This window comes from Streptomyces chartreusis NRRL 3882 (assembly GCF_900236475.1).
In the GTDB taxonomy this organism is placed as follows: Bacteria; Actinomycetota; Actinomycetes; order Streptomycetales; family Streptomycetaceae; genus Streptomyces; species Streptomyces chartreusis_D.
The window spans coordinates 4,001,742-4,027,615 of sequence record NZ_LT963352.1 but is presented as its reverse complement, the minus strand read 5'-3'; the positions used below and the strand labels follow the sequence as shown (position 1 = coordinate 4,027,615).

General features: G+C 71.4%; 26 protein-coding genes, 1 tRNA gene and 2 pseudogenes. 17 read left to right on the top strand and 12 right to left on the bottom strand.

The features are described 5' to 3' along the window. The first annotated feature begins 54 nt into the window (after positions 1 to 54). Positions 55 to 131: transfer RNA gene (locus tag SCNRRL3882_RS18060), tRNA-Thr, on the top strand. 104 nt (positions 132 to 235) lie between these two features. On the opposite strand, the pseudogene SCNRRL3882_RS42240 reads toward SCNRRL3882_RS18060, so the two are convergent. Next, positions 236 to 375 (bottom strand): annotated as a pseudogene (locus tag SCNRRL3882_RS42240) (integrase); the annotation flags it as partial. A gap of 199 nt (positions 376 to 574) precedes the next feature. Between SCNRRL3882_RS42240 and SCNRRL3882_RS18055 the strand changes: the two are divergent. Then, complete coding sequence (locus SCNRRL3882_RS18055) at positions 575 to 1,885, top strand: serine/threonine-protein kinase (RefSeq protein WP_010044222.1); 1,311 nt, start codon at positions 575 to 577, stop codon at positions 1,883 to 1,885. 84 nt (positions 1,886 to 1,969) lie between these two features. Here the strand turns inward: SCNRRL3882_RS18055 and SCNRRL3882_RS18050 are convergent, their stop codons facing one another. Together SCNRRL3882_RS18050 and SCNRRL3882_RS18045 are read right to left on the bottom strand one after the other, a co-directional pair. Continuing rightward, positions 1,970 to 2,362 carry a type II toxin-antitoxin system VapC family toxin gene (locus SCNRRL3882_RS18050; protein WP_010044224.1) on the bottom strand — a complete coding sequence of 131 codons (393 nt, stop codon included), beginning with the start codon at positions 2,360 to 2,362 and terminating at the stop codon, positions 1,970 to 1,972. Further along, positions 2,359 to 2,637 (bottom strand): hypothetical protein, encoded by a 279-nt coding sequence (locus SCNRRL3882_RS18045; RefSeq protein ID WP_010044226.1) that lies wholly within the window; start codon positions 2,635 to 2,637, stop codon positions 2,359 to 2,361. The genes SCNRRL3882_RS18050 and SCNRRL3882_RS18045 overlap by 4 nt, the downstream gene beginning before the upstream one ends. Before the next feature lie 230 nt (positions 2,638 to 2,867). Between SCNRRL3882_RS18045 and SCNRRL3882_RS18040 the strand changes: the two genes are divergently transcribed. Next, positions 2,868 to 4,535 carry a PucR family transcriptional regulator gene (locus tag SCNRRL3882_RS18040; protein WP_040903719.1) on the top strand — a complete coding sequence of 556 codons (1,668 nt, stop codon included), beginning with the start codon at positions 2,868 to 2,870 and terminating at the stop codon, positions 4,533 to 4,535. Between the two features lie 329 nt (positions 4,536 to 4,864). Further along, positions 4,865 to 6,328 carry an amino acid permease gene (locus SCNRRL3882_RS18035; protein ID WP_102515007.1) on the top strand — a complete coding sequence of 488 codons (1,464 nt, stop codon included), beginning with the start codon at positions 4,865 to 4,867 and terminating at the stop codon, positions 6,326 to 6,328. Between the two features lie 83 nt (positions 6,329 to 6,411). On the opposite strand, the gene SCNRRL3882_RS18030 is transcribed toward SCNRRL3882_RS18035, so the two are convergent. After that, entirely contained in the window at positions 6,412 to 7,293 is an 882-nt protein-coding gene (locus SCNRRL3882_RS18030) for an AraC family transcriptional regulator (RefSeq protein ID WP_010044230.1), read from the bottom strand. A 208-nt stretch (positions 7,294 to 7,501) separates the two neighbouring features. Here SCNRRL3882_RS18030 and SCNRRL3882_RS18025 point away from each other — a divergent pair, with 208 nt between their 5' ends. Beyond that, positions 7,502 to 8,395: a glycosyltransferase family 2 protein gene (locus tag SCNRRL3882_RS18025; protein WP_010044232.1), complete on the top strand. Its 894-nt coding sequence runs from the start codon at positions 7,502 to 7,504 to the stop codon at positions 8,393 to 8,395. A gap of 380 nt (positions 8,396 to 8,775) precedes the next feature. Continuing rightward, entirely contained in the window at positions 8,776 to 12,021 is a 3,246-nt protein-coding gene (locus SCNRRL3882_RS18020; RefSeq protein ID WP_050810295.1) for an AfsR/SARP family transcriptional regulator, read from the top strand. A gap of 12 nt (positions 12,022 to 12,033) precedes the next feature. Here the strand turns inward: SCNRRL3882_RS18020 and SCNRRL3882_RS18015 are convergent, their stop codons facing one another. The 3 genes from SCNRRL3882_RS18015 to SCNRRL3882_RS18005 all read right to left on the bottom strand — a co-directional run bounded on the left by SCNRRL3882_RS18015 (position 12,034) and on the right by SCNRRL3882_RS18005 (position 15,253). Next, positions 12,034 to 13,722, bottom strand: coding sequence for a bifunctional 3'-5' exonuclease/DNA polymerase (locus SCNRRL3882_RS18015; protein WP_010044236.1), 1,689 nt, complete (start codon positions 13,720 to 13,722; stop codon positions 12,034 to 12,036). Positions 13,723 to 13,820: 98 nt separating this feature from the next. Beyond that, positions 13,821 to 14,564 carry a Clp protease N-terminal domain-containing protein gene (locus SCNRRL3882_RS18010; protein WP_010044239.1) on the bottom strand — a complete coding sequence of 248 codons (744 nt, stop codon included), beginning with the start codon at positions 14,562 to 14,564 and terminating at the stop codon, positions 13,821 to 13,823. A gap of 56 nt (positions 14,565 to 14,620) precedes the next feature. Next, on the bottom strand, positions 14,621 to 15,253 hold the full coding sequence (locus SCNRRL3882_RS18005) for a LysE family translocator (RefSeq protein WP_029181476.1): 633 nt from the start codon (positions 15,251 to 15,253) through the stop codon (positions 14,621 to 14,623). A 71-nt stretch (positions 15,254 to 15,324) separates the two neighbouring features. Between SCNRRL3882_RS18005 and SCNRRL3882_RS18000 the strand changes: the two genes are divergently transcribed. Next, positions 15,325 to 16,464, top strand: coding sequence for a DUF2786 domain-containing protein (locus SCNRRL3882_RS18000; protein ID WP_010044243.1), 1,140 nt, complete (start codon positions 15,325 to 15,327; stop codon positions 16,462 to 16,464). Positions 16,465 to 16,471: 7 nt separating this feature from the next. On the opposite strand, the gene SCNRRL3882_RS17995 is transcribed toward SCNRRL3882_RS18000, so the two are convergent. The 4 genes from SCNRRL3882_RS17995 to rpmB all read right to left on the bottom strand — a co-directional run bounded on the left by SCNRRL3882_RS17995 (position 16,472) and on the right by rpmB (position 18,331). Then, positions 16,472 to 17,011, bottom strand: coding sequence for a DUF4232 domain-containing protein (locus SCNRRL3882_RS17995; protein WP_010044245.1), 540 nt, complete (start codon positions 17,009 to 17,011; stop codon positions 16,472 to 16,474). A gap of 145 nt (positions 17,012 to 17,156) precedes the next feature. After that, on the bottom strand, positions 17,157 to 17,663 hold the full coding sequence (locus SCNRRL3882_RS17990; RefSeq protein ID WP_010044246.1) for a hypothetical protein: 507 nt from the start codon (positions 17,661 to 17,663) through the stop codon (positions 17,157 to 17,159). 126 nt (positions 17,664 to 17,789) lie between these two features. Next, positions 17,790 to 18,095 (bottom strand): 30S ribosomal protein S14, encoded by a 306-nt coding sequence (gene rpsN / locus SCNRRL3882_RS17985; RefSeq protein ID WP_010044247.1) that lies wholly within the window; start codon positions 18,093 to 18,095, stop codon positions 17,790 to 17,792. Next, the gene (gene rpmB, locus SCNRRL3882_RS17980) at positions 18,095 to 18,331 is read right to left on the bottom strand and encodes a 50S ribosomal protein L28 (RefSeq protein WP_010044248.1); all 237 of its coding nucleotides are present in this window, start codon (positions 18,329 to 18,331) and stop codon (positions 18,095 to 18,097) included. The genes rpsN and rpmB overlap by 1 nt, the downstream gene beginning before the upstream one ends. A 64-nt stretch (positions 18,332 to 18,395) precedes the next feature. Here rpmB and rpmG point away from each other — a divergent pair, with 64 nt between their 5' ends. The 6 genes from rpmG (at position 18,396) to SCNRRL3882_RS17950 (ending at position 21,130) form a co-directional block, all read left to right on the top strand. Beyond that, complete coding sequence (gene rpmG, locus SCNRRL3882_RS17975; RefSeq protein ID WP_010044249.1) at positions 18,396 to 18,560, top strand: 50S ribosomal protein L33; 165 nt, start codon at positions 18,396 to 18,398, stop codon at positions 18,558 to 18,560. Positions 18,561 to 18,562: 2 nt separating this feature from the next. Beyond that, positions 18,563 to 18,811: a type B 50S ribosomal protein L31 gene (locus tag SCNRRL3882_RS17970; RefSeq protein WP_010044251.1), complete on the top strand. Its 249-nt coding sequence runs from the start codon at positions 18,563 to 18,565 to the stop codon at positions 18,809 to 18,811. 4 nt (positions 18,812 to 18,815) lie between these two features. Next, on the top strand, positions 18,816 to 20,045 hold the full coding sequence (locus SCNRRL3882_RS17965) for a CobW family GTP-binding protein (RefSeq protein ID WP_010044254.1): 1,230 nt from the start codon (positions 18,816 to 18,818) through the stop codon (positions 20,043 to 20,045). A gap of 4 nt (positions 20,046 to 20,049) precedes the next feature. After that, positions 20,050 to 20,283 carry a 30S ribosomal protein S18 gene (gene rpsR / locus SCNRRL3882_RS17960; RefSeq protein ID WP_010044256.1) on the top strand — a complete coding sequence of 78 codons (234 nt, stop codon included), beginning with the start codon at positions 20,050 to 20,052 and terminating at the stop codon, positions 20,281 to 20,283. 80 nt (positions 20,284 to 20,363) lie between these two features. Further along, a complete protein-coding gene (locus SCNRRL3882_RS17955) occupies positions 20,364 to 20,741 on the top strand; it encodes a hypothetical protein (protein ID WP_029181478.1) in 378 nt (125 codons plus the stop codon). Between the two features lie 170 nt (positions 20,742 to 20,911). Further along, the gene (locus SCNRRL3882_RS17950; RefSeq protein WP_050810297.1) at positions 20,912 to 21,130 is read left to right on the top strand and encodes a DUF397 domain-containing protein; all 219 of its coding nucleotides are present in this window, start codon (positions 20,912 to 20,914) and stop codon (positions 21,128 to 21,130) included. Between the two features lie 90 nt (positions 21,131 to 21,220). Here SCNRRL3882_RS17950 and SCNRRL3882_RS17945 read toward each other — a convergent pair whose 3' ends face one another. Continuing rightward, positions 21,221 to 21,715 (bottom strand): ATP-binding protein, encoded by a 495-nt coding sequence (locus tag SCNRRL3882_RS17945; RefSeq protein WP_029181479.1) that lies wholly within the window; start codon positions 21,713 to 21,715, stop codon positions 21,221 to 21,223. Between the two features lie 364 nt (positions 21,716 to 22,079). On the opposite strand from SCNRRL3882_RS17945, the gene SCNRRL3882_RS17935 reads away from it, so the two are divergent. The 4 genes and pseudogenes from SCNRRL3882_RS17935 to SCNRRL3882_RS17920 all read left to right on the top strand — a co-directional run. Then, positions 22,080 to 22,904 carry a helix-turn-helix domain-containing protein gene (locus SCNRRL3882_RS17935; protein WP_010044264.1) on the top strand — a complete coding sequence of 275 codons (825 nt, stop codon included), beginning with the start codon at positions 22,080 to 22,082 and terminating at the stop codon, positions 22,902 to 22,904. A gap of 92 nt (positions 22,905 to 22,996) precedes the next feature. Then, complete coding sequence (locus SCNRRL3882_RS17930) at positions 22,997 to 24,460, top strand: aldehyde dehydrogenase family protein (RefSeq protein WP_010044265.1); 1,464 nt, start codon at positions 22,997 to 22,999, stop codon at positions 24,458 to 24,460. Between the two features lie 505 nt (positions 24,461 to 24,965). Beyond that, on the top strand, positions 24,966 to 25,346 hold the full coding sequence (locus tag SCNRRL3882_RS17925) for a hypothetical protein (protein ID WP_037668137.1): 381 nt from the start codon (positions 24,966 to 24,968) through the stop codon (positions 25,344 to 25,346). A 135-nt stretch (positions 25,347 to 25,481) separates the two neighbouring features. After that, positions 25,482 to 25,763, top strand: a pseudogene (locus SCNRRL3882_RS17920) (homocysteine S-methyltransferase family protein); the annotation flags it as partial. Positions 25,764 to 25,874: the final 111 nt, after the last annotated feature.

Below are 25,874 nucleotides of genomic sequence, written 5' to 3'. Positions count from 1 at the left end.
GGAAACTGTGTAGACTTACCGTCGTTGCTGATCGCACCATAGTGCGGACAGCGCGCCGCCTTAGCTCAGATGGCCAGAGCAACGCACTCGTAATGCGTAGGTCTCGGGTTCGAATCCCGAAGGCGGCTCCACCGGAAGCCCAGCTCAGACAGTGTCTGAGCTGGGCTTTTTCGTTCAGCGGAAGCGGCGACGGCGGCGAGCTCGGGCTGCGTGCCGGTCCACGGTCTCAGTTTCCGTTCAGGATCGTGCCGGCGGTGTGTCGGCTGCCGTCGTACAGGCGCCGGTCGTCGAGCCCGGCTTCCGTCAGCAGCTCCTTGAACGCCTCCAGCTGGTGAAGACCAACCTGTGTTCCTCCCACGCGTCCCCCGCTTCAGCAGGCAGCGGCACAGCGAGCAATCCGAGCCGGCGGAACACCTGTCGACGGAAAGCCCCCATGAGCCCCACCTGAGCGGAAGCGGGTGGATCGCACGAGAGTTCAAGGGCTCGACGGGCGCGTGAAAGCGTCATACTCGTAAGGGAGTTCTGAGCCGACCGTCATGCGGCGGTGGCCATCCGCCGACGGGGGAGGAGACCGGTGCAGGGCGTACTGCTCGCCGAGCGGTTTCGGATCGGTGACCGGCTGGGCGCTGGTGGCATGGGGCAGGTCTGGGCGGCTCAGGACGAGCGGATGAGGCGGGAGGTCGCCGTGAAGGTCGTCCATCCGCAGTACGGCATGGATGAGGCAGAGACGCAGGCCCGTTTCCAGCGCGAGGTGCAACTGGCGGGACGGCTCTCCCACCGGAACATCGTCACTGTGCACGACTGGGGTGAGGTGTCGGTCGACGGGCGTCCCACTCTCTTCCTCGTCATGGAGCTCGTGCACGGAGTGCCCCTCCACCGGCGGCTCAAGGAGTCCACACCATCATGGCCGTTCGCCGCCGGATGGGCCGCGCAGATCGCGGAGGCACTGCACGCCGCGCACTCCCAGAGCATCCTCCATCGGGACATCAAGCCCGCCAACGCGTTGCTGATGCCGGACGGGACGGTGAAGGTTGTCGACTTCGGGGTCGCGAAGTTCATGGGTGACACCCTCGGTGCCCGCGAACTCACCGTCACGGGCGCCCCACTCGGCTCACCGTCGTACATGTCTCCGGAACAGGCCGAGGGCGACCGGGCGATCGACCACCGCAGCGACCTGTACTCACTGGGCTGTCTCCTCTACCACGCGGTGACCGGCCGGCCGCCGTTCACCGGCACCAATCCGTTGGCCGTGCTCCGCAAGCAGATGGAGGCCGTCCCGGAACCACCGGCCGACCACGTCGAAGGCCTTCCCGTCCCGCTCAACGACCTCATCCTGAGCCTCCTCGCCAAGCGCCCGGAGAACCGCCCGGCGGACGCGTCCACCGTTTACGAAACGCTGAGCACACTCCTCGTCGACCATGCCGTCACCGAGCCCGGCGGCAGCATCCTGGAGTTCACGCAACTGGGACACAGTCACTCCGTGTCAGGGCTGATCCTGAAACGGGCCTGGGAGCTCCGGGAGGAGGCCGAGATGATCGTCGCGGAGGCCGAGGAGCGCAAAGCGGAGGCGATCCGCGAGGCCAAGCGCGCGGTCGAGGTGCTCAGGCGTGAGCTGGGGGCCCTCGTCCGGCGCACCGAGGACATGGACACCGAGATCGAGAGGATCACCGTCCGGGCGTCCGCGGAGGAGCTCCGGCTGCGCGAGGAGGACTACTACCGGGCCTTCAGGCAGTCGATCAACGGCAGCTACCCGACCCCCCGAGAGTTCGGCGACAGCGTGGAGGCCATGTACGGCATCTCCCTGCCCGACCTGGAGGCGATGCGCATGGTCAACCGCTTCTCCCACCGCTTCACCGCGGAACTGGAGGAGGACCACATCGCGTAGGCCGACAGAGGGCACTCGTCGTGGAAGCACGCGGGCTGAGCGGCAGCGAGTCGGAGGCCTTTGACGACCCGGCATCGCACTGCGTCAGATCTTGATGATGTGGACGGCGGGACCGCACAGCATGTGGAGGTCCTCGGGATCCGATGTCAGGACGGTCACGGGGGAGGGGGAGGCCAGTGCGGTGGCGGCCACGAGCGCGTCGAGAGCGTATTGGTGGCCGTGTAGGCCGGCTGCCGTGAGCAGCTTGCTCGCGTGGCGGGCGATGGCTTCGGTGGGCGGGACGATGTTGACGCGTGAGACGGCGTAGTCGAAGCGGGCCTGGTTGATCTTGGGGTCGCGGGCTTCGACGAGGGTGACGGAGCTGGTGATGACGCGGACGTCCTCTGCCTCGGCCGCAGCCAGCCACTCGGTGAGCTCGGGTGAGCGGCGTACGAGTTTGGACAGGCCCTCGCAGTCCAGGACGAGGGTGCCGCTCACGCGGCGTCCGCCGAGCCCGTGGTGTCACCACGCAGGACGGCTCGCTTGGCCTCGACCGCTGCCTGGTCGACGGGGCCGTGTTGGGCTTCTGCGTCTTCGATGAGTTCGCGCAGGCGGTCGCGCTCCAGCTGGCGCTGGATGAGGGCTTCGACGTAGGCGGACATGCCGCGCTTACCGGTGCGTGCCTTGAGGGCGGCGATGGTGCCTTCGTGGAGGGAGACGGAGACCGGGCGGACAGGGCCTTCGCCGGGAGCGGGTTCGGGAGTGGTGGCCATGGAGCCAGATTAACAAAACTTTTGTTATTGGGGTCATGTACTCAAGCTGCTCCACATCGCGTGTCCGGCGTGGGCGAGGAGCCTGCGAGCAGATGACGGCCTTCTCGTATGTGCGACCTCGTGCGGGGAGCGCGAGGGGAGCGCGTACGCCTGTGGACGGTGCAACTGCCCCCGTCGCCCGTGCGGATAGCATCGGAGCTCCGCCATGGCTCCCAGCAGAGGCGACGATCATGGATCCGGCCGCAGTGGCTCCCCTCGCAGCGCGTATCCGTCTGCGTCAGTTGCTGATGGCGCTGGGTGACTCGCTGGTGGAGGTGCAGGCTGCTCCCGCCGGGCTGGATGTCGAGATCCGTGAGGTTTCGCTGCTCGATCCCGAGGACCCGCCGACCGCACAGCCGGGCGAGCTGGTTCTCGTGATCGGGGCCCGTGGCCGGGCCGCTCTTCCCGCGCTGCGGGCCGCCGCGCGGGACGGAGCCGCCGCCGTCGTGGTCAAGCTGGACGGGCCCGGTCAGGCCGCGGCGCTGAGCGAGACCGCCGCCGAGGCCGGGGTCGCCCTGCTCTCGCTGCGCAGTGAAGCACGCTGGGAGCAAGTGCACGCGCTGGCCCGGGCCGCCCTGGACGACGCACCGCCGGGGGAGACCGGCATGGGGGCCGAGGAGGGCGACCTGTTCTCGCTCGCCCAGACCACTGCCATCCTCACCAGCGGCATCGTCAGCATCGAGGACGCCGCGAACCGGGTGCTCGCCTACTCCCGCACCACCGACTCCGACGAGGCGGACGACCTGCGTCGGCGCTCCATCCTCGGCTGGCAGGGACCGGAGGGGTATCTGGCGAAGCTGCGCGAGTGGGGTGTGTTCCAGCATCTGCACTCCAGCGACGAGGTGATCGGTATCGACAGCCACCCCGAGCTGGGCATCCGCCGTCGGCTCGCGGTCGCCATCCGGTCCGGGGACCGGCAGCTGGGCACCATCTGGGTGCAGGAGGGCTCGATTCCGCTGTCCGAACGCTCACGCCAGGCACTGCTGGGTGCCGCCCGGGTCGCAGCGCTCCATCTCGTACGCCGTCGCCGGGAGCTCTCGGACGAGGTGACGCTCACCCGGACCCTGCTGGCCGGACTCCTGGACGGGAGCACCGGACCCCAGCCGTTGGCCACTCACCTGGGGTTCGACGCCACCCGCCCGGCCGCCGTGCTGGGGTTCTCGTACGGGACCGCAGAGGCTTACGGGACTTCAGAGGCGGGCGAGACCGCCGAGGGCGTCGCCGTACCGGAGCTGACCCACTCCGAGGTCACCAACCTGGTCTCCGTGCACATCGCGGCCCGGCACCGCAGTGCCCTGGTCACCCAGGTCGACAGCCGTGTCTATGTGCTTCTGCCCCAGTTGCCCCGCGGCATCGACACGGACACGCTGCGCGGCTGGACCCAGGAGATCACCGACGCCGCACTCCGCCACCTGGGCCTGCCGCTGAGCGGCTCGGTCGGTTGCCTGGTGCCGACGCTGGGGGACGTCCCCGAGTCCCGCCGGGAGGCCGACCGCATACTCGACGCCATGGCGAGTGCCGGAGTGACCGTCGCGGTCGCCGCGCTGCCGGACATCCAGGCGGAGGTGCTGGTCAGCGAGATACTGAGGTTGCTCTCCGCCCGCCCCGAGATACGGGATCCCCGACTGACCGCCCTGGTCTCGCACGACAGCCGGCACCAGGGCAGGCTCGCCGAGACCCTCCTGACGTACCTGAACTCCTTCGGTGACATTCGGGCGGCGGCCGCACAGCTCCATGTGCACCCCAACACGCTGCGGTACCGCCTTCGCCGGACCGAGGAGCTGACCGGCCTCGACCTCAGCCGTCCCGACCAGCGTCTGCTGGCCATGCTCCAGCTGCGGCTCCCGCCCAGCGGCTGAACCGGTTCCGCATTGGCCGGTCGTACAGCCATCGAGGGCGAGTTTGTTCAGCCTTCACAAACACTTGGCCCCATGGCCCCCCATACGCTTGCGCAAATCCATTTCCGCAAGTGATGCGGCCCACCTCCCACGAGGAGACGGAGCGAAACGCGGACGTGCGGTGACGACCACATCACCAGCACGGCATCCGGATTCCGCGAACCGCACCGTGAACGCTTCCGGGAATCGTCAGTGCCCCGACCGTCCCTCCTGACGCCACAGCACAGGACAGCACAGCACAGCACGACACGGCACGGCACGGCACTCCCAACGACCCCATGGATGTCGACATGACTACACGTCCCCCTGACTCACTAACCTCTGGCACCGCTCCCCCCACCAGTGGCCGGCCTCCGGAGCAGCAGGCAGGTCTGCAGGCCGGTCTCAAGAACCGCCATCTGTCCATGATCGCCATCGGCGGGGTGATCGGTGCCGGTCTCTTCGTGGGCTCCGCCTCCGGTATCGCCGCCGCCGGGCCCGGCATCCTGGTGTCCTACGCACTGGTCGGCGCCCTGGTCGTCTTCGTGATGCGGATGCTCGGCGAGATGGCCGCGGCCAACCCGACCTCCGGGTCCTTCTCGGCCTACGCGGACCGGGCGCTCGGCCGCTGGGCCGGGTTCTCGATCGGCTGGCTGTACTGGTTCTTCTGGGTCGTCGTGCTCGCCGTGGAGGCGACCGCGGGTGCGGTGATCCTGGAAGGGTGGGTGCCGGCGGTACCGCAGTGGGCCTGGGCCCTGATCGTGATGACGGTCCTCACCGCCACGAACCTGGCCTCGGTCGGCTCCTTCGGCGAGTTCGAGTTCTGGTTCGCCGGCATCAAGGTCGTCGCCATCACGGGTTTCATCGTTCTCGGCGGGCTGGCGATCTTCGGTGTGCTGCCCGGCTCCGACCACGCCGCGACAGGGTTCGGGAACCTCACCGGGCACGGCGGCTTCCTGCCGAACGGGCCGGGCGCGATCCTCACCGGCATCCTGCTGGTCGTCTTCTCCTTCATGGGCAGCGAGATCGTCACCCTCGCCGCCGGTGAGTCCTCGGACGCGCAGCGGGCGGTGGCCAAGGCCACCAGGAGCGTGATCTGGCGGGTCGGCGTCTTCTACGTCGGCTCGATCCTCGTCGTGGTCGCCCTGCTGCCGTGGAACGACCCCGCGATCGTGAAGAAGGGCTCGTACGTCGCGGCCCTCGACTCGATCGGCATCCCGCACGCCGGCGAGATCATGAACTTCATCGTGCTGACGGCCGTGCTGTCCTGTCTCAACTCCGGCCTGTACACCGCCTCCCGGATGGCCTTCTCCCTCGGGCAGCGCGGCGACGCCCCGCGGTCCTTCGTACGGACGAACACCCGGGGTGTCCCGCAGGCCGCGATCCTGGCCTCCGTCGTCTTCGGCTTCGTGGCGGTCGCCTTCAACTACCTGTGGCCCGACACGGTCTTCCAGTTCCTGCTGAACTCCTCGGGCGCCGTCGCGCTCTTCGTGTGGCTGGTCATCTGCTTCTCGCAGCTGCGGATGCGGGGGATCATCCTGCGCGAGAACCCGGAGAAGCTCATCGTGCGGATGTGGTTGTTCCCCTATCTGACGTGGGCGACGATCGCGATGATCGCGTTCGTGCTCCTCTACATGCTCACCGACGAGAAGGAGGGCGGCGGCCGCAGCCAGGTGCTGCTCTCGGTGCTCGTCGCAGCGGTGGTGATCGTGATCTCGTTGGTCCGGGAACGGTCCCGCCGGAAGGACACCGCGGAGGCGGTCGCGCCGCGGTAGCCGCCGCGGACTGCCGTGAGGGGCTCACCAGGTGATCACCGGAACCCCGGGCCGGATCGACTCCGACCCGGGGTTCTCGGTGCTCAGCGGGTGGACTCCCGTTCCACCGGCAGCCACAGCTCGGCGTCCGCCCTCGTCCCCTCCGAGGAGAGGTCGGTCCGCAGGATCTCGGGGCCGGGGCGGCTGCGGTACGGGTTGGACGGGAACCACTCGGTGAACACGTCCCGCCACAGTTCCTGGATGGCCCGCGGTGCCGGGCCGGAGGTGGTGAAGACCGCCCACGTGCCGGCCTGGACGGGCAGGGTGGTGATGCCCGCGGGGGCGTCGGCCGGGGCCGGCGCCGTGCTGATCACCGCCTGGTAGTAGTCGAGCTCGGTGCCCTCGGCGCGGCTCGGGTCCAGGTCGTCGCAGACCGCGACGATGCCGCGCGGCTCCTGGTCGGAGAGCTTTCCGAGCTGCTCCCGGGCCTGCTTGTCGAGCCCCCGGACGAAGTCGATGATCGCCTGGTTCGGGCCCGAGTGCACGAGCGGCACCCGGGTCTTGAAGCCGGCGACGGTGAAGGCCGGGCGGTCCACGACTCGGTAGTGCATGCTGCTGCTCCCTTCGATGGTGAGGCGGAAGGTCAGCCGGGGCTGGGAGACGAGCGCGGCGCCGGTGCGCCGGGCCTCGCCCGGGCCCACGCCGTGCATCGCGCGGAACGCCCGTGCGAACGCCTCGCCCGAGCCGTAGCCGTAGCGCACCGCGATCTCCAGCAGCGTCTCGCCGCCCGCGAGCACCTCCGCGCCCGCGATCGTCAGCCGCCGGCGGCGGATGTACTCCGACAGGGGCATGCCTGCCAGCGCGGAGAACATCCGACGCAGGTGGTACTCCGACGTGGTCGCGATCCGCGCCAGTTCGGCGCCGTCCACAGACCCGTCGAGGTGGCGTTCGATGTGCTCCATCGCCTGGTTGAGCCGGTCCAGCACGCCCGGTTCCTTCCTCTTCGGTGATCACCACGCTAGGCAGCGCGCACCCTGCCGCACCCGACATCCTGTGCCCGATCGGGTCGGGTGCGGCCTCCGCCGAACGGCGTAGGCGCATCGCCGTCCGGCAGGCGTACTTAAAGGGTCTTTACCGTGAACGGCTAGCATCGCCCGGCAACCCGCCAGTTGCCGACCGGGACGAGGTGAGGACATGGGGGCGCCCAGGATCGCCGTCGCCGTGGTGACGATGGGCAATCGGCCCGAGGAGGTCGACGCGCTGCTGCGGTCCGTGGCCAAGCAGGACGTGCCGCCCGAGCGGATCGTGATCGTCGGCAACGGCTGCCCGCTGCCCGAGTTCGCCCGGCGGTTGTCGCTGCCCGGCGAGGTCACCCCGATCGAGCTCGACGAGAACCTCGGCTGCCCCGGCGGGCGGAACGCGGCCCTCGCGCGGCTGCGGGAGTTCGGCGACATCGACGTCGTCGTGGATCTGGACGACGACGGGCTGCTCGTCGACGCCGATGTGCTGCGCCGCGTGCGGGAGTTGTACGCCGCCGACGAACGGCTCGGCATCGTCGGTTTCCGTATCGCCGACGAGCTGGGCGAGACGCAGCAGCGGCACGTGCCCCGGATCGGCAACGCGGACCCCATGCGGGGCGGGTACGTCACCGGGTTCCTCGGCGGCGGACACGCGCTGCGGATGGCCATGCTCGACGAAGTCGGCGACTGGCCCGCCGAGTTCTTCTTCGCGCACGAGGAGACCGACCTGGCCTGGCGTGCGGCCGATGCGGGCTGGCGCATCCTGTACGCGCCCGAACTGCTGCTCCAGCACCCGAAGACCTCGCCCGCCCGGCACGCCATCTACTTCCGCGTCAACGCCCGCAACCGGGTCTGGCTGGCCCGCCGCCGGCTGCCGTTCGCGCTCGTCCCCGTCCACTTGGGCGTCTGGGTGCTGCTCACCCTCGTACGGAACCGTTCGGGTGCGGGGCTGCGGGCATGGTTCGGCGGGTTCGTGGAAGGCGTACGGGAGTCGGCGGGTGAGCGGCGGCCCATGCGCTGGCGGACGGTGTGGCGGCTCACGCGGCTGGGGCGGCCGCCGGTCATCTGACGCCGAGGACTCCACCAGCGCCGGAAGATGGGTGGGGCCCCGGCCGTTCACCTCCGCCGACCGGGACCCGGACCCGGCCGCGGCGGCGACACTCCCCCGAGTTGCGCGTCCAGACGCGCGCGCCGCCGGGCCAGATCCGACGTAGTGATCACATCAGGGTTTGCCAACGGATCGCTAACATGTGGCCAACGGTTCTCCGTTGCGTCGTCTGCCGATTGGCGTGAAGTCGCCGAACCATGACGGACGACGGCCTGCGCGGGCCGTTCCGGCGGAGAACGTGAGGACGAAGCTGGCGGAAAACCGCTGCACCGGGGGCGGAAACCCGTCAAGGGTGGAATCTCGTCAAGGGCAAGGCGGTGGCGCGGGGAGACAGGGGCGCGATGGGGGCATCTGCCTGTTCGGGCAGCGAGCACGGTTCCGATGAGTGGTGCGGGCTGAGGTTCGGGCTGCTCGGGCCACCGGTGCTGTACTACGACGTCAGCGGGCGCGGCCGGAGCGAGGCCCGGGATGTCGCCGGCCCCAAGTCCCGTGTGCTGCTGGCCGCGTTGCTGCTCGACGCCGGGCGGGTCGTCTCCGTCGAGTCGCTCAAGGACGCGCTGTGGGGCGGGGCGCCGCCCGTTTCCGCCCAGGCCTCGCTGCACAACCACGTAGCGCGGTTGCGGCGGTTGCTCGACGATCCCGAGCGGCTGCGGACCGTGCCGTCCGGGTATGTGCTGCGGGTCGACGAGGGTGAGCTGGACGTCCATGTGTTCGAGACCCATGTCGCCGCGGCGCGGGCCGCGCACGCCGGGCAGGACTGGGAGCGCGTCGTGCGTGAGTGCACCGCCGCGCTCGCACTGTGGCGGGGCGCACCGCTCGCCGGGCTGCCGTCCGAGGTGGGCGGGTACGCCTTCGCACGGCGGTTGCGCGAGGCGCGGCTGCTGCTTCTGGAGTGGCGATACGACGCCGAGTTGGCGCTGGGCGGCCCGCGTCTCGACGGGCTCGTGCCGGAGCTGGCGGCGTTGACCGCCGAGTATCCGCTGCGGGAGGTGTACCACCGCCAGCTCATGCTCGCCCTGCACCGGACCGGCCGCCGGGCCGAGGCCCTGGCCGTCCACCGGGATCTGCGCACCCGGCTGGTCGACCAGCTCGGCGTCGAGCCGGGGCCGGGAGTGCGGGAGGCGCATGTGGAGGTGTTGCGGGGAGCCGTGGGGAGCGGTGGTTCGGGAGACGGCTTCGGTGAGGGGAGCGCCCCTCCTACCCCTCCTACCTCTCCTGCGTCTTCTGCCTCGTCTGCCGCTCCTTCCGTGGACGCCGCTACGCCTTCCGTCGCCGCGTCGCCCTCGTCCGCTCAACCGCCGCCTGCTCAACTTCCCGCGCCGCCGGCGCATTTCACGGGGCGTGCCGCCGTACGCGCCTCCCTGCGCCGCGCCCTCACGACACCGGGAGCACCACCCCCGACCGGCCCGACCGCCCCAGCCGCTCCCGCCGTCCCCGCCGCCGCCGTCATCAGCGGCATGCCCGGCGTCGGCAAGAGCGCACTCGCGCTGCACGTCGCGCACGAGTTGGCGGAACGTTTCCCCGATGGGCAGCTCTACCTCGACCTGCAGGGTGCGACCCCGGGCATGACCCCTCTCACGCCTGGTCAGGCGCTCACCACCCTGCTGCGTGACCTCGGGGCCGAGCCCTGCCGTATCCCCGAACGCCCCGACGCGGCATCCGCTCTGCTGCGCTCGCTGCTCGCGCCGACCCGCACGCTCCTGGTGCTGGACGATGCCGCGAGCGCCGCGCAGGTACGGCCGCTGCTGCCGGGAGGTGCCGGGTGCGCGGTGATCGTCACCAGCCGTTCGCCGCTCACCGCCCTCGACGGCGTCGCCCGCTTTCCGCTCGGCCCGCTGTCGGACGAGGAGAGCGCGGCGCTTCTGGTCGCGGCCTCGGGCCGTGCCGGACTGGACGGTTCGGACGCCGCCCGCCGCCTCGTCGAGCTCACCGGCCGCCTGCCCCTGGCCCTGCGCGTCGTCGCCGCGCGGCTCGCCGCCCGGCAGGCCCTCACGCCGGAGGTCCTCGCCGGGCAACTGGCCGGTACGGAAGGGCGGTTACAGCACCTTGAGTACGACGACCTGAGCGTGCGCCGCTCCCTGGCCGTCGCGCACGACGCGCTCGCCGGCTCCGAGCGCGAGGCCGACCGGGACGCGGCCCTCACTCTCCGCCGTATCGGCGCGCTCGATCTGCCCACGTACGGCGCACCCCTGCTCGCCCGCCTCACGGGCACGGGTGAACGCCGCACCGAGGCCGCCCTGGACCGTCTCGTCGACGTGGCCCTGCTCCAGGAGCCGGCATACGGCCGCTACGCACCACACGACCTCGTGCGCGACTTCGCCCGTGAGCTGGTGGGGGAGCGGGGCGTGGAGGGCATCGGCGGCTCCGGCACCGCCCGTGCAGGGGGGAGCGTACGGAACGCGAACAACGGCGGCGTACGGAACGCGACCCCCACCGACACCGAGACCACCCGCGCCTCCGAAACCGCCCTCCGCTGGTACGCCGCCGTAGCCGAGCGGGTGCTCGTCGCGATCGTCGAGCCCGGCCCCGACCAGGACGACCGTCGTCGCCCCACCGCGGCCCAGCCACCCGGGCATGCGGCGCACGTCGACACCGTCGCCCCCTTCGGCGGCCCCGAGGAGGCCTTCGCCTGGGGCGACGGGGAGCTGGCGAACGTCGTCACGCTGGTCGAGCGGTACGCGGACGACCCGTGCCGGCGGCGCGCGGGCCTCGTCTCCACCCTCGTGCGGCTAATCCTCCCGTACGCGCACCGCAGGGGACGCGTCGCCGAGATGGAGGTGCTCGGCCGGGCCGGCCTCGGCGTGGCGCGGCGGCTCGGGGACGAGGCAGCTCAGGCGTACGCGCTGGTCGACCTCGCCGGGCTGCACTTCCTGACCGGCCGCCAGGGCGAGGCCCTCGACCTCAACGACCGCGCGCTGGCCATCTGGCGACGGCTCGACGAACCGTCCTGGATCCGCCGCTGCCTCAACAACCGCGGCCTGCTGCTCGACGGGCTCGGCCGGCCCGCCGAGGCGAGCGAGGCGCTGACCCGGAGCCTGGAGTACGCACGGCAGCTGAACGACCCCTACGGCGAGGCCGTGACCCACAGCCACCTGGGCAATCTCTACGAGCACACCGACCCGCGGGCCGCCATCGAGCAGCACCGGCGTTCGCTCGCCATCGGGGACGGGATCGGCGCCGTGATCGTGCGGCACTCCGCGCACTGCAACATCGGGTACGCCCATCTGCGGCTCGGCGAACCGGCCGCCGCCCTCCCGCACTTCGAGGAGAGCCTGCGCATCCTGGGCGGTCACGGCGACTGGCACGGCGAGTCCCAGACCCGGCTCGGCCTGGTCCGCGCGCTGCGGCTGCTGGGCCGCACCGGGCGGGCCGCCCGGGAGTGCGCCGAGCTGCTGGACCGGGCCGACGCCCGCGCCGACCGCTACACCGGCGGTCTCGCCCGCCACCAGCAGGGGCTGCTGCTGCGGGAACGCGGGCATGCCGGAGCGGCACGCGAGGAGTGGCGCTCGGCTCTCGCGGCACTGGAGGGGACCGACGCGCACGCGGTGGTCACCGAACTCCGCGAGCTGCTCGCCCCCACCGGCTGACCGTGACACCGGCTACTTGGCGTCCGCATAACACTCCACCACCGCCGTCGTGAACGGGAACCGCACCGGCGTCTCCCCGAAGGTCAGCCGTCCGGCCAGGGCCGCCGCCTCCCGGATCGCCGCGACGACCGCCTCCGTCTCCTCCTCGGGGCAGTGCACGATCACCTCGTCGTGCTGGAAGAAGACCAGCTCGGCCGCCAGGTCCGCGCAGGATCTGCGCAGCGCGGCGAGCAGCAGCAGGGCCCAGTCGGCGGCACTGCCCTGGACGACGAAGTTACGGGCGAAGCGGCCACGGGCGCGGGCGTTGGTGGAGGCGTACCCGGGCACCCACTGTCCGCTGTCGGGCTGCTCCTCGTCGGTGGCGGGGATGCCGGCCTCCTCCGTCGCGTCGTCCGTCCCCCGGGCCGCCGGCGGGCAGGTCCGGCCGAGCCAGGTCCGCACGAGCCGGCCCTCCTCGCCGGCCCGGGCCGCCTCGTCGACGTACGCCACGGCCCGGGGGAAGCGGCGTCTGAGCGCGGCGAGGTTCTTCAGGCCGTCGCCGGAGGTCTGGCCGTAGACGGCGCCGAGCACGGCGAGTTTGGCCTGGGCGCGGTCGCCGGAGAAGGCGCGGTCGGAGACGGACTGGTACAGGTCGCTCTCCCGGCCGGCCACCTCCATCAGGCCGGGGTCGCGGGAGATCGCGGCGAGGACGCGCGGCTCCATCTGGTCGGCGTCGGCGACGACGAGCCGCCAGCCGGGGTCGGCGACCACGGCCCGCCGGATCACCTTGGGGATCTGGAGCCCGCCCCCGCCGTTGGTCACCCAGCGCCCGGTGACCGTCCCGCCCGCGAGGAACTCGGGCCGGAAGCGCCCGTCGCGCACCCAGTCCTGGAGCCAGGACCAACCGTGGGCGACCCAGATGCGGTACAGCTTCTTGTACTCGATCAGGGGCTTCACGGCCGGGTGGTCGACGGACTCGATCTCCCAGCGGCGGGTCGAGGCGACCTTGATGCCGGCCTGGGCGAAGGCCTTGACCACGTCGGCGGGCAGGTCGGGGCGGACCCGTCTGCCGAACGCGGCGGACACCTCGTCCGCCAGCTCGGCCAGGCGGCGCGGTTCGCCGCCGCCCGCGTACCGCTCGCCCAGCAGGTCGTGCAGCACCGCGCGGTGCACGTCGGCGCTCCAGGGCAGCCCGGCGCGGTTCATCTCGGCGGCCACCAGCATGCCCGCGGACTCGGCGGCCGTCAGCAGCCGCATGCGATCGGGGTGCTCGGCCCGCTCGTGCCGCCGCTGCTGCTCGCCGTAGACGGCGAGGAGGTCGGGCAGCGGGAGGCGGACGCCCTGCGGTTCGAACAGGGAGGACTGGGAGCCGGGTTCGGCGGAACGCTGCGGCGGATCGGGCGGTACGGGGCCGCCGCGCAGCCGGGCCAGGGCGGCCGCGGCCGAGCGTGGTTCCCCGTACCGCCCCTCGTGGCCGAGGAGGAGCGTCTCGGCGGCCTCGATGTCGTAGCACCGCTCGACTCGCACCCCCGTGGCGAGCAGACGCGGGTAGACCTCGGCGGTGGACCGCCACACCCACCGCGTGACGCCGGGACGGCTCCGCACGGCCTCGGCGGGATCCGCCTCCCGCCGCACCGGCCCGGCGGGCAGCCCGTCCGGGCCGAGGGGGGCGACGTCCACGCCACCGTCCTCGGCCGGAGCGAGCGCCCACCGGTCGGCCATGCTGTGAGTGTGACAGGGGGGTCTGACAACGCGTCCCTGCTGCGCGGGCTCGTGCGACAGGGGAGTCCGCCGACGCGTCCCCGTTGCACAGGCTGCTGTCAGGATTCGTCCAGCACCTCCTTCTGCGCCTGCGTGATCTTCTCCAGCGCCTCGGCCACGTACCGCTCGGTCCGCTCCTTGCCGATGCCGAGGCCACTGAGGACGCCCTCGCCGTTCTCGTGCTCCAGCAGGGCGAGCAGGATGTGCTCGGTGCCGATGTAGTTGTGGCCGAGGCGCAGGGCCTCGCGGAAGGTGAGTTCCAGGACCTTCTTGGCGGCCTGGCCGTACGGCACGAGCTCCGGGGCCTCCTCGACGGCGGGCGGCAGTGCGGCGGTCGCCGCCGCGCGGACCGTGTCGAGGGAGACGCCCTGTTCGACGAGGGCCTTCGCGGCGAGACCGTCGGGCTCGGCCAGCAGACCGAGGACGAGATGCTCGGGCGTCCCCTCGGCGTTGCGCGCGGACTTGGCGGCGTTGTGCGCTGCCATCACCGTGTTGCGGGCGCGGGGCGTGTAGCGGTTGAAGCCCTGGCTCGGGTCGAGGTCGGCCGACTCCTTCGGCACGAACCGCTTCTGCGCGGCCTGCCGGGTGACCCCCATGCTCTTGCCGATGTCCGTCCAGGAGGCGCCCGAACGCCGGGCCTGGTCCACGAAGTGGCCGATCAGGTGGTCGGCCACCTCGCCGAGGTGGTCGGCGGCGAGCACCGCGTCCTGGAGCTGTTCGAGGGGTTCCTGGTGAACCTTCTTGATCGCCGCGATGAGGTCGTCGAGGCGCACGGATGACGTGATGTTGGGGTTCGTCGTCATGGTGTCAACCGTAGGTTGCACCCCGAGAGGTGTCAACCGCGAGTTGACACCACCCTCTACTTCGGAGAGGTCGCCACCAGCCGCACCGCCAGCCCCGTGAACACCGTCCCGGAGACGATGTTCAGCCAACGGTTCACCCGCGCACTGCGCCTGAGGAGAGACGCCAGCCGCCCCGCGAGCAGGCCGACGCTGCCGTCCCACAGGAAGCCCATCACCACGAGCGTGACGCCGAGCAGCAGCAACTGGCCCTGGACGTGGCCCAGCGACGGGTCCACGAACTGCGGCAGGAACGCCACGTTGAAGAGGATCACCTTGGGGTTGAGCAGGTTGGTGATCGCGCCCTGCCAGAACGCCCGCCGCATCCCCGGACCCACGGCGCCGGTCCCCTCCTCGCCCGGCACCGAACGGTCGCGGAACGCCTTCACCGCCAGGTAGAGCAGATAGGCCGCGCCCGCCCAGCGCAGCACGTGGTACAGCGTCGGCAGCGCCGTGAACAGGGCCGACAGGCCGAGCGCCGCCGCGACCGCGTGCACGAGCATCGCGCACGCCACCCCGAACGCCGCCATCACCCCGGCGGTGGGGCCGCCCCGTCCGCCCATCGCCACGATGAACATCATGTCCGGGCCGGGGGTGATGCAGAGCGCGAAGGCGGCGACGAGGAACGCAGCGTAGAGAGACATGTCCACCATGCGCCCCATGCTCGAAGCCCTGCCGCGCGCGGACGACCCAATTCCGGGGAGTGAGACGTCCGAGGTCGCGCATGCCGGGTCATCCGTGCCGGCGTGGCACCATCGGCCCCGTGAGTACGCCCACCACCGTCGACCGCGCGTTCGAGGCCGCCCTGTACGACACCGGCGAGACGGCCCTCGACACCGGCGCGTCGCTGCTCGCGTCCGACCCGGCGGCGGACGACGAACTCGCCCGGCGCGGCACGGAGTTCGTGGCGGCGGCCTGGCGGCGCGGCTGGCAGCCGGCCGACGTCGTGCGGACCGTCCGGCGCGAACTGGACGACGTACACGTACGGCTGGTGGCGGCACTGATCCGCGCGCAGGCGCCGCACGACCGTCCGCGCGGGCGACGCTGGAGCGCGCAGCTCGCGGAGCTCCCCGACGACGCCCCGCCCCGCACCGACCGCTTCTCGTACGCCACCGCCGTGCTGGAGCTGTACCGCCTGCTGCTGCGCCTGCCCGCGCTCGAGTCCCTCGACGAGTCGCCCGGGGAGCCGAGGACCGAGTCCCGGATGCTGGGCCGGATCCGCGCCCTGCTCGCCAAGGCGGAGGCCACCGGGTTCCCTGAGGAGGCGGAGGCGCTCAGCGCGAAGGCGCAGGAGCTGATGGCCCGCCACAGCGTCGACGAGGCGCTGCTCGCGGCCCGGGCACCCTCGCCCGAGACACCCGGGGCCTGCCGGATCGGTGTCGAACCGCCGCACGAGCAGGCCAAGGCGGTGCTGCTGGACGCCGTCGCCGCCGCCAACCACTGCCGGGCGGTGTGGAACGAGCCCCTCGGTTTCTCCACCGTCGTCGGCTTCGAAACGGACCTGGAAGCGGTCGAACTCCTCTACACCTCACTCCTCGTACAGGCCACGACCGCGATGACGAAGGCGGAGGCCGTCCAGCGGGCGGGTGGCCGCAAGCGCACCAAGGCGTTCCGGCAGGCCTTCCTCGCGGCCTACGCCCACCGCATCGGCACCCGCCTGTCGGCCGCCGCCGAGACCCAGGTGACGGAGGATCTGCTCCCGGTCCTCGCCTCCCGCGACGTCGCGGTCACCGGCCGGCTGGACCGGATGTTCCCGGAGACGACCACGACCCGCCTGCGCGGCGTCCGCGACGCGGCGGGCTGGACGGAGGGCGCACAGGCGGCGGACCGGGCCCAGGTCGAGCACCGGCCGCCGTTGCGCTGACCTGCCGTCAGTCGCCCGAGGACTCGAAACCGCTCACCGAGGCCTCCGCCGCGCCGCTCCCGTCCTTCCGGGCGACCTCGCCGTAGGACCAGGTCAGGTCGCGTGCGGACGCGGTGGCGCCGGGCAGGGTGAAGGACGCCTTCCGCACCTGAAGGCTCTTCGGGGAGCCGGCCTCGCCCCGGACGTAGGTGATCGTGAAGGACGTGGTGCCGCCCTTCCCGAGGGTGAGCGGCTGGGCCTTCCCGGTCTGCTCCGGGGACACGGACGTCGTGCCGTCCTCCGCCACGAGGTCGACGGCGGGGAAGCCCTTCAGGGTGCACGCGCCGCCCTGGTTGGTGAGGGTGACGGTGACAGTGCCGGTGTCCCCGGCCGCCGGGGCCGCACCGGCCCCGACCTCCACGCCCATGTGCCCGATCGCACAGGCCGAACCGCCCGGCCCGTCCGCGTTCTTGACGTCGTCGCCACCGGTCTTGCCGTCGTCGCAGGCGGTCAGCAGGACCGTCGCGGCGAGGGCGGCGGCCAGGGCGAGGGGAGGAAAGGTGCGCATGAGGTCCTCTGGTGCGTGATGGCGATGAGCGGTTCCGACGCAGGGATCATCTCGGACGCGGGGACCGTCACGCACCCGGGCAGGCCGCCGGCCGGGGCGCCCTCCCGAAAACCCCGCCCGGAAAGCCCCTTGCCGGACCCCCGCGCTACCCGAGGCCCCCCGTCGGCAGCCCGGTCGGCAGCTTCCCGCCCTCCGCCTTCTGGTACGTCTCGGCGCCGAGGCCGCCCTCCCAGGTGACCTTCAGGCGGCTCCCGTTCACGGAGTCGACCATGCCGGTCGCCCGGTCCTTGGAGCCGTCCGTGCACTTCAGGCGGATCATCCGCATCCCCGACTCCTCGCCCGCGGTGCCGGTGCACACGCTGCCGCCGGTGGCGAAGAGCGCGGCCTGCTTCCCGGTGATCACCAGCGCCACGGCCTTGCCGTCGGTCGTGGCGAGCCAGCTGCCCGCCAGCGCGCCGCCGGCCGACCCGCCGGAGCCGGAGCCGGAGTCCTGGCCCGTGGCGGCGGGCGCCGAGGCCGACGGGGACGGGCTGGACGCCGAGTCGTCCCCGGAGCCGCTGTCGCTGCTGCACGCGGTCAGCGCGAGCGCGCCGGCCAGCCCCGCGGCGGCCGCCGCGACGCGTACGGCGCCGGTGCGGCGCGAGAAGATCACCGAAGTCACTGCAAGCTCCCAAGCTGTAGCCGGTCGGCCGGCCGGTCCGGGCGAACCGGCCGGCCCCGTGGCCGGAACGACCGCAGCAAGCTACCAGGGCTCGTCAAGGGCCTCCGGGACGGCCTCTTACCAGGACGACTTGCGCACCCCCGGCAGATACCCCGCGTGCGCCTGGCCCCGCAGACTCACCCGGGACAGCCCGAACGCCCGGAAGTAGCCGCGCGGCCGGCCGTCCACCGAGTCCCGGTTGCGCACCCGCGTGGCGCTGGCGTCGCGCGGCTGCCTGCGCAGTTCCGCCTGCGCGGCGAGCCGTTCGGCGTCCGTGGAGGACGGCCGCCGGATGATCTCCTTCAGTTCGGCCCGCCGGGCGGCGTACCGCGCGACGATCTCCTGCCTCTTGTCGTTCTTCGCGATCTTGCTCTTCTTCGCCATCAGACCCTCACTCCCCGGGCGCGGATCCGGGCGACGGCCGCCTCGACCCCGATCGTGTCGACGGTCTTGATCGCCCTGGCGCTCAGCCGCAGGCGTACGTACCGGGCCTCGCTCGGCAGCCAGTAGCGCTTGGACTGGATGTTGGGGTCGAACCGGCGGGACGTGCGCCGGTGGGAGTGCGAGATGCGGTTGCCGAAGCCGGGCTGGGTGCCGGTCAGCATGCAGTGCGCGGACATGGTGGTGATGTACCTCTCTGGCTCAGGTGATGTAAATGGAATTCATTTTCAGTAGCATAGCGGCATGGCACGCAATGAACTCCGGCCGGTCATCAAACTCCGGTCCACGGCCGGGACCGGCTACACCTACGTGACCCGCAAGAACCGTCGCAACGACCCGGACCGACTGACCCTGCGCAAGTTCGATCCGGTCGTCGGCCGCCACGTCGACTTCCGAGAGGAGCGCTGACCATGCGCGAGGGAATCCACCCGGACTACGGTCCCGTCGTCTTCCGCGACCGTGCCGCGAACTACGCCTTCCTCACCCGCTCGACCATGACGAGCGAGAAGACGATCGAGTGGGAGGACGGCAACACCTACCCGGTCGTGGACGTCGAGATCTCCGACGTCAGCCACCCCTTCTACACCGGCACCGCCCGCGTCCTGGACACCGCGGGACGCGTCGAGCGCTTCGAGCGCCGGTACGGAAAGAAGGGCTGACCCCGTGGCTGCCCCTCCTGGGCTCTCCGTCGTGATCGTCGGCGGGCTGCACGCCGACGCCCGCAAGGCGGCCGTGGCCCGGCTGCTCGCCGACGTGCCCGGCAGCGTCGCACTCCACCACGACCTGGCGACGGCCGCGGCCGGCACGGTCGTACGGACCGTCCGGGACGCCACCGGCGTCCTGGACGCGGGGGAGGCGCCGCTCGTCAACGACTGTGCCTGCTGCGCCCTGCGGGAGGACCTGGTCCCCGAGCTGGAGCGGCTCGCGGACGCCGGGCGGACGCCCCTGGCCGTCGTCGAGCTGTGGGACTCCGTCGAGCCCAAGGCCATGGCCGAGGTCGTCACCGCCGGCGGGCTCACCGTCACCGGCGTGATCACCGCCGTCGACCCGGCCCTGGTCCTGCCGTACCTCGGCAACGGCGACGACCTGGCCGACGGCGGTCTCGCCGCCGCCGCCACCGACCAGCGGACGGTCGCCGACACCTTCGCCCGCCAGCTGGAGTACGCCCCCGTCCTCGCGATCGCCGAGTCCCCCGAGGCCGACGACGAGGACCGCGAGCTGCTCGCGCAACTGCACCCGACGGCCCGCCAGGTCCCGATCGGCCACGGTGACCTGGCGGGCGCACCCGCGCCCGGCGCCTTCGCGCGGGACACGGCCGACGGTCTGACCGTGCCGCCCCCGCGGCGGCGCCCGCTCCCGCCGCTGGCCGAGGCCGCCCTGGCCGGCTTCGACGTGGAGTCGGCGGCGGCCGCCCAGCACCCGGCCTGCGCCCTGCTTCCGGCCGAGGCCGACGCGCACGGCGTCTCCACCCTGGTCTGGCAGCAGCGCCGCCCCTTCCACCCGGAGCGGCTCTACGCCGCCCTGGAGGACCTGACCTGCGCGGCAGCCCGCAGCCGGGGCCGGTTCTGGCTCGCCGACAAGCCCGACACGCTGTTCCACTGGGACGCGGCGGGCGGGGCCCTGTGCGTGGAGAGCGCGGGTCCGTGGCTCGCCTCCCTGCCGGACGCGGCCTGGGAGATGGTCCCGCCGGTGCGTCGCGCCGCCGCCGCGCTGGACTGGCACCCCGAGCACGGCGACCGCGGCCAGCACCTGGTCTTCACCTCGCCCGGCCTCGACCGGGACGGCCTGGAGCGGCTGCTGGAGTCCTGCCTGCTGACCGACGCCGAGTACGCGGCCGGGCGCGACGCCTGGCAGCGGCTGCCGCACGCCTTCGACACCCTCCTGGAGGTCTGACCCGATGCCCCGCAAGATCGACCGCAAGCCCGTCAAGAACCGCCCCAACCCGCTGGACCAGGCCGGCATCACCTACATCGACTACAAGGACACCGACCTGCTGCGGAAGTTCATCTCCGACCGCGGCAAGATCCGCAGCCGCCGGGTCACCCGCGTGTCGGCCCAGCAGCAGCGGCAGCTGGCCCGGGCGATCAAGAACGCGCGCGAGATGGCGCTGCTGCCCTACGCCAGTCGCTGAGGCGCCGTTCCCCGGCTGCGCAGCCGCTGAGCGCATCCGGCCCGGGTGAGGTTCCCCACGCTTGACGGGTGGGGAACCTCATGCATCTGTCGCGAGGCCGCACGGGGCGCACGCCGGGCGGTCCGTCCGGGCCGGGCGGCCGACCGCCCGTCCGGCGATGGTCCGACCCCGGCACCGGCCCCGAGGACGACGACTCGGTCATCCGCACGGCCCATTTCTCCCCGCCCCCGCATGCCGCGGCCGTCTTCCGTATGGAGGCCGGACGGTCCTGCCCGAGGCCCCGGACCCCACGCCCCAGCTCCTGCTTCTCCGGCCTCGCCACCCCCTCGGTGCCCGTCCCCGCCGCCGAGTGGATGCTCCGCCTCCACGACACCTCCGCCGGACCCGCCTACTTCGGCGCACGCAGCCGGGAACGCGCGGCGGCGGAGGGCCGTCAAACAGGCAAGAGCTTTCGGTAAAGCGGTCGTCAAAGCTGTAACCGGAGGACCACCCCGCGTGCACGTGCATCTGCCCATGCATCTGCACATGAACACAGCTATGATCCGGGTCAGTTGACCACTGCATCAATGGCCACACCAGCCAGTGCACCACCGGGGAGCGACCTGTGGACCACGACGTGTACAACGGTATGGCGGCCGCCGGGCTGCGTGGTGTGGCCTGGCAGAAGAGCCGGCACAGCAACTCGCAGGGCTCGTGCGTGGAGTTCGCCCGGCTGCCGGGCGGTGACGTGGCCGTCCGCAACTCGCGCTTCCCCGACGGCCCCGCACTGGTCTACACCCGTGCGGAGATCGAGGCCATGCTGCTGGGCGTGAAGGACGGCGAGTTCGACCACCTGGTGGGGGGCTGACCCCCGGCATCCCTTCGCGAAACGGGGTAAACGGTACTCAACGCGCCGCGACGCGCGTAGAACCGCGGCGCACGGAAGCGCCGCGGTTTCTCATTCCGCGTGCGGCCCTGAACCGGGCCGCGGCAGCCGGAACAGCGCCCAGACCACCTTGCCGCTGAGCGCGCCCGCGAGCGGGTGCCAGCCCCAGCTGTCGCTGAAGGAGTCGACGAGGAACAGCCCCCGGCCCGACTCGGCCGAGAAGTCGTCGGTCTCCCGGGCGACGGGACTGTCGTGACTGGGATCGCGCACCGCGCACACCAGCCGCTCGGTCCACCGCATCAGGTGCAGTCGTACGGGAGGCTCCTGGCCGGTGGCGCACCGGGTGCTCGCCGGCAGGCCGTGCCGCAGGGCGTTGGTGACGAGTTCCGAGACCACCAGGCAGACGTCGTCGAACCGGTCGCCCATGTCCCACTGGTCGAGGGTTCTGCGAGTGAAGTGCCGTGCTTCGCGCACCGCTTCGTAGCGGGCGGGCAGAGCACAGGAGGCGGCGTCGGACACGGCCGCGGGATCCAGCGGCGGAAGGCCCTGCCTTAACGGCTCGAGCATGGTCGATCCATTCGTCCCCATGCGAGGCACTCCCGGGAATTCGCGGTCGGTGCGATGCGGCGGTGGTGCGGGACCATGGTTTCGGATGCGTACAGCAGATGCAAGGGCAGATGCACGTGCACGTGACCGGAATGAGTCGTCCCGTACCGCTTGTTGGTCAATTTTTCCGTCATCTTCACGGCCCTGTCTGCCCGTTCGCTTGCCTCTTTCTTGAATCCGCGCGCGTGCGTCCCCTGACTCGATTCCGTTTCCGTAACCGGACGAGTACTGCTCGGAGTGTTTTAGTGGCAGACTTCGGCCCCTGAAGACGTTGGGGAGGCTGGCGAACGTGAGCGCGGGAGAGCCGGGATCGGTGGTGCGGCGCATGCTGCTCGGATCACAACTCAGGCGACTGCGTGAGGCTCGGGGCATCACGCGCGAGGCGGCGGGCTACTCGATCCGCGCCTCCGAGTCGAAGATCAGCCGGATGGAGCTGGGCCGGGTGAGCTTCAAGACCAGAGACGTCGAGGACCTGCTCACCCTGTACGGCATCACGGACGAGCAGGAGCGCGCCTCCCTGCTGTCCCTGGCGAAGGAAGCCAACGTGGCGGGCTGGTGGCACAGTTACTCGGACGTGCTGCCCAGCTGGTTCCCCACCTACGTCGGCCTGGAAGGCGCCGCCTCGCTGATCCGGGCGTACGAGGTGCAGTTCGTGCACGGCCTGCTCCAGACCGAGGCGTACGCGCACGCGGTGGTCCGGCGGGGCATGCAGGGCGCGAGCGAGGCCGATGTCGAGCGGCGCGTGGCGCTGCGCCTGGAGCGGCAGAAGTACCTCGTCGACGAGAGGGCGCCCGACTTCCACATCATCCTGGACGAGGCCGCCCTGCGCCGCCCGTACGGCGACCGCGAGGTGATGCGCGGCCAGCTCCAGCACCTCATCGAGATCTCCGAGCGGCCCAATGTGCGGCTCCAGGTCATGCCGTTCAGCCTCGGCGGCCACTCCGGCGAAAGTGGCGCGTTCACGATCCTCAGCTTCCCGGAGTCCGACCTCTCGGACGTCGTCTACCTGGAGCAGCTCACCAGCGCGCTGTACCTGGACAAGCCCGAGGACGTCGCCCAGTACGAGAGGGCGCTCAAGGAGCTCCAGAGCGACAGCCCGGGCCCTTCGGAGAGCCGGGACCTTCTCCGGGGGCTCCTCCAGCTCTCCTGAAGCCTCCAACTCTCGCGAAACGTCAGTACGATGACGTGTGATCAGATCGTGAAGGCGCGATCGAGGGTCTGCCAGGGATCGAGGGGTCACACATGTCGTCGTCCTACTTCACCGACCTTGCACAGCAGTACATCGACGGTGAGTGGCGCCCGGGTACCGGTTCCTGGGACATCATCGACTTCAATCCGTACGACGACGAGAAACTGGCGTCGATCACGATAGCCACGGTCGACGAGGTCGACCAGGCGTACCGGGCGGCCGCCCGTGCCCAGAAGCAGTGGGCCGAGACCAACCCCTACGCCCGCCGTGCCGTGTTCGAGAAGGCCCTGCGGCTCATCGAGGAGCGCGAGGCCGAGATATCCGAGGCGATCATCGCCGAGCTCGGCGGTACGCGTCTGAAGGCCGCCTTCGAACTGCACCTCGCCAAGGAGTTCCTGCGCGAGGCGGTCCAGCTGGCGCTGCGCCCCGAGGGCCGGATCCTCCCCTCGCCGGTGGACGGCAAGGAGAACCGCGTCTACCGCGTGCCCGTCGGTGTCGTGGGCGTGATCAGCCCCTTCAACTTCCCGTTCCTGCTCTCGATCAAGTCCGTCGCTCCGGCGCTCGCGCTCGGCAACGCCGTGGTGCTCAAGCCGCACCAGAACACGCCGGTCGTCGGCGGCTCCCTGGTCGCGAAGATCTTCGAGGACGCGGGGCTGCCCGGCGGCCTGCTGAACGTCGTCATCACCGACATCGCGGAGATCGGTGACGCCTTCATCGAGCACCCGGTCCCCAAGGTCATCTCCTTCACCGGCTCCGACCAGGTCGGCCGGCACGTGGCGACCGTCTGCGCGCGGCAGTTCAAGCGCTCGGTCCTCGAACTGGGCGGAAACAGCGCGCTGGTGGTACTCGACGACGCCGACGTGGACTACGCGGTCGACGCGGCCGTCTTCAGCCGGTACGTCCATCAGGGGCAGGTCTGCATGGCCGCCAACCGCGTCCTGGTCGACCGGTCCGTCGCCGACGAGTTCACCGAGAAGTTCGTCGCCAAGGTGAAGACCCTCAAGGCGGGCGACCCGCGCGACCCGGAGACCGTCATCGGCCCGGTCATCAACTCCTCGCAGGCGGACGCCGTCGCGGGCGTGGTCGAGCAGGCCCTCGCCGAGGGCGCCACGGCCCTGGTGCGCGGCGGGCGGACCGACAACCTCGTCGAGCCGTCCGTCCTGACCGGCCTGCCCGCCGACTCGGCGCTGCTGAGGCAGGAGGTCTTCGGCCCGATCGCCTTCCTCGTCCCGTTCGACGGCGAGGAGGAGGCCGTACGCCTCGTCAACGACACCCCCTACGGCCTGAGCGGTGCCGTGCACACCGGGGACGTCGAGCGGGGCGTCGCCTTCGCCAAGCAGATCGACACGGGCATGTTCCACGTGAACGACGGCACCGTCCACGACGAGCCGATCGTCCCGTTCGGCGGCGAGAAGCACTCGGGCCTCGGCCGGCTCAACGGCGAGACGATGCTGGACTCCTTCACCACGCTGAAGTGGATCTCCGTGCAGCACGGCCGGAGCGGCTTCCCGTTCTGAGGGTGTTCGGGCCATGAGGGCCGACCTTGTCAGTGGTTTGAAGCCGCCTCGCTCCAGGCGACGAGAGCCGCGCCCAACTCGGTCCCGAAGGTGAGCTCCCCCATGGCGGGTGTTCGCGCCCGCCGCAGGAGTGCGCGTAGGACGTCTCCGAACGGCTTGTCAAGGAGCGCCGCCGCCGTCGGGGTTGCAGTCGAGGGCCTGGATACCGGTGTGGCGGTTGGGGCTGTTCAGCGGGTGGTAAGGGTGCGGTCCGGGGAGGTCGACGGGTCGGGCGAGGCAGAACGCGGCCGCGAGCCAGGACCCGGGCCCGGCCCCGCCCGACGCAGCACGGAAACGCCGCACAGTGCCGCGCCGTGCCGTGCCGTCCGACGCCAAGTGGCAGGGTGACACAGGACTTTGACGGAAAGCCAGACATGGCCGCGCCGACTTGATCTCGTCTTGGCCCCGATGAAAGGATTCTTTCATCCTGTATCCCCCCACATTCCCGCAGACAGGAGCTTCTGTCATGAGAACTCTCGGGTTCGCTGGAAAGTCATGCGCCGCCGTCGCTCTGGCCTGCGCGGCCACGCTACTGATGCCGGCCACACCGGCCTCCGCCGAGGACTGGGACCGGAGCTGCTACAAGATCTCGGCCCCCTACAAGGGCATCAGTGAGATCATCGGCGCGGCCAGCAAGACCAGCAGCAAGTGCAGGGACGCCACGATATCCCTGCTGCGCCACCGCTGGTACGGCTGGGAGGAGATGGACTGGACCCCGCTCGAGAGCGGCTCCAAGATCGCGTATTGGAAGTGCACGGGTTCCGGCACCTACACCTACAAGACCGTCGTGGGCGTCGACTCCAACCTCGCCACCTACGAGAGCGCCGAGCGCCGCTTGACCTGCTGAGGACGGACCGGCGGGGCCGGCCCGGGGTGGCCGGCCGCGTTCGTCACCTCACGGGGCCGTACACGGCGCCGTCACCACAGGCCTCCCACATACCGGACATGGCGGGCCGCTCACACCCGCGCTTCGACTGCCGTCGGCGGCATGTCCAACCAGTTGGATTCCGCCGGGCACGACCTGAGCGACGAGCTGTGGCCGACGCGGCTGCTCGCCGAGCGGCCCGAGGCGATCGCCGAGGCGCATCTCGCCTGGTGTGAGGCTGGCGTGCGCGGGCGGCCGAGCAATCGCCGCGAGCGTGGGCATGGTTCGCGAGAGCGCGCACCGGGTCCAGGCAGAGCCCCGCTGTGGGGGGCGGCGCCCGTCGGCCCCTACGGGGCGATGCTCGCCGACGGCTCCGAGTACTGCGGCCGGTACGGCCTGATCTCGGCCTGCGAGCCGCGGTCGCTGTGATGGATCAGCTGGAGTCCTTCTTGATCCGGCGTCATCCACAGCGCTATCTCCGGCGCGTCCAGCGGAACAGGCCACCGCGAG

Coding starts and splice junctions, on each gene's coding strand:
- SCNRRL3882_RS17935 (WP_010044264.1), top strand. CDS start 22,080: ATGCTGCTCGGATCACAACTCAGGCGACTGCGTGAGGCTCGGGGCATC.
- SCNRRL3882_RS17955 (WP_029181478.1), top strand. CDS start 20,364: ATGCATCTGTCGCGAGGCCGCACGGGGCGCACGCCGGGCGGTCCGTCC.
- SCNRRL3882_RS18035 (WP_102515007.1), top strand. CDS start 4,865: ATGACTACACGTCCCCCTGACTCACTAACCTCTGGCACCGCTCCCCCC.
- rpsR (WP_010044256.1), top strand. CDS start 20,050: ATGCCCCGCAAGATCGACCGCAAGCCCGTCAAGAACCGCCCCAACCCG.
- SCNRRL3882_RS17945 (WP_029181479.1), bottom strand. CDS start 21,715: ATGCTCGAGCCGTTAAGGCAGGGCCTTCCGCCGCTGGATCCCGCGGCC.
- SCNRRL3882_RS17995 (WP_010044245.1), bottom strand. CDS start 17,011: ATGCGCACCTTTCCTCCCCTCGCCCTGGCCGCCGCCCTCGCCGCGACG.
- SCNRRL3882_RS17925 (WP_037668137.1), top strand. CDS start 24,966: ATGAGAACTCTCGGGTTCGCTGGAAAGTCATGCGCCGCCGTCGCTCTG.
- SCNRRL3882_RS18040 (WP_040903719.1), top strand. CDS start 2,868: ATGGATCCGGCCGCAGTGGCTCCCCTCGCAGCGCGTATCCGTCTGCGT.
- SCNRRL3882_RS18015 (WP_010044236.1), bottom strand. CDS start 13,722: ATGGCCGACCGGTGGGCGCTCGCTCCGGCCGAGGACGGTGGCGTGGAC.
- SCNRRL3882_RS18045 (WP_010044226.1), bottom strand. CDS start 2,637: ATGGCCACCACTCCCGAACCCGCTCCCGGCGAAGGCCCTGTCCGCCCG.
- SCNRRL3882_RS17950 (WP_050810297.1), top strand. CDS start 20,912: ATGGCGGCCGCCGGGCTGCGTGGTGTGGCCTGGCAGAAGAGCCGGCAC.
- SCNRRL3882_RS17930 (WP_010044265.1), top strand. CDS start 22,997: ATGTCGTCGTCCTACTTCACCGACCTTGCACAGCAGTACATCGACGGT.
- SCNRRL3882_RS17970 (WP_010044251.1), top strand. CDS start 18,563: ATGCGCGAGGGAATCCACCCGGACTACGGTCCCGTCGTCTTCCGCGAC.
- SCNRRL3882_RS18005 (WP_029181476.1), bottom strand. CDS start 15,253: ATGGTGGACATGTCTCTCTACGCTGCGTTCCTCGTCGCCGCCTTCGCG.
- rpmG (WP_010044249.1), top strand. CDS start 18,396: ATGGCACGCAATGAACTCCGGCCGGTCATCAAACTCCGGTCCACGGCC.
- SCNRRL3882_RS18020 (WP_050810295.1), top strand. CDS start 8,776: ATGGGGGCATCTGCCTGTTCGGGCAGCGAGCACGGTTCCGATGAGTGG.
- SCNRRL3882_RS18025 (WP_010044232.1), top strand. CDS start 7,502: ATGGGGGCGCCCAGGATCGCCGTCGCCGTGGTGACGATGGGCAATCGG.
- SCNRRL3882_RS18010 (WP_010044239.1), bottom strand. CDS start 14,564: ATGACGACGAACCCCAACATCACGTCATCCGTGCGCCTCGACGACCTC.
- rpsN (WP_010044247.1), bottom strand. CDS start 18,095: ATGGCGAAGAAGAGCAAGATCGCGAAGAACGACAAGAGGCAGGAGATC.
- SCNRRL3882_RS18000 (WP_010044243.1), top strand. CDS start 15,325: ATGCCGGGTCATCCGTGCCGGCGTGGCACCATCGGCCCCGTGAGTACG.
- rpmB (WP_010044248.1), bottom strand. CDS start 18,331: ATGTCCGCGCACTGCATGCTGACCGGCACCCAGCCCGGCTTCGGCAAC.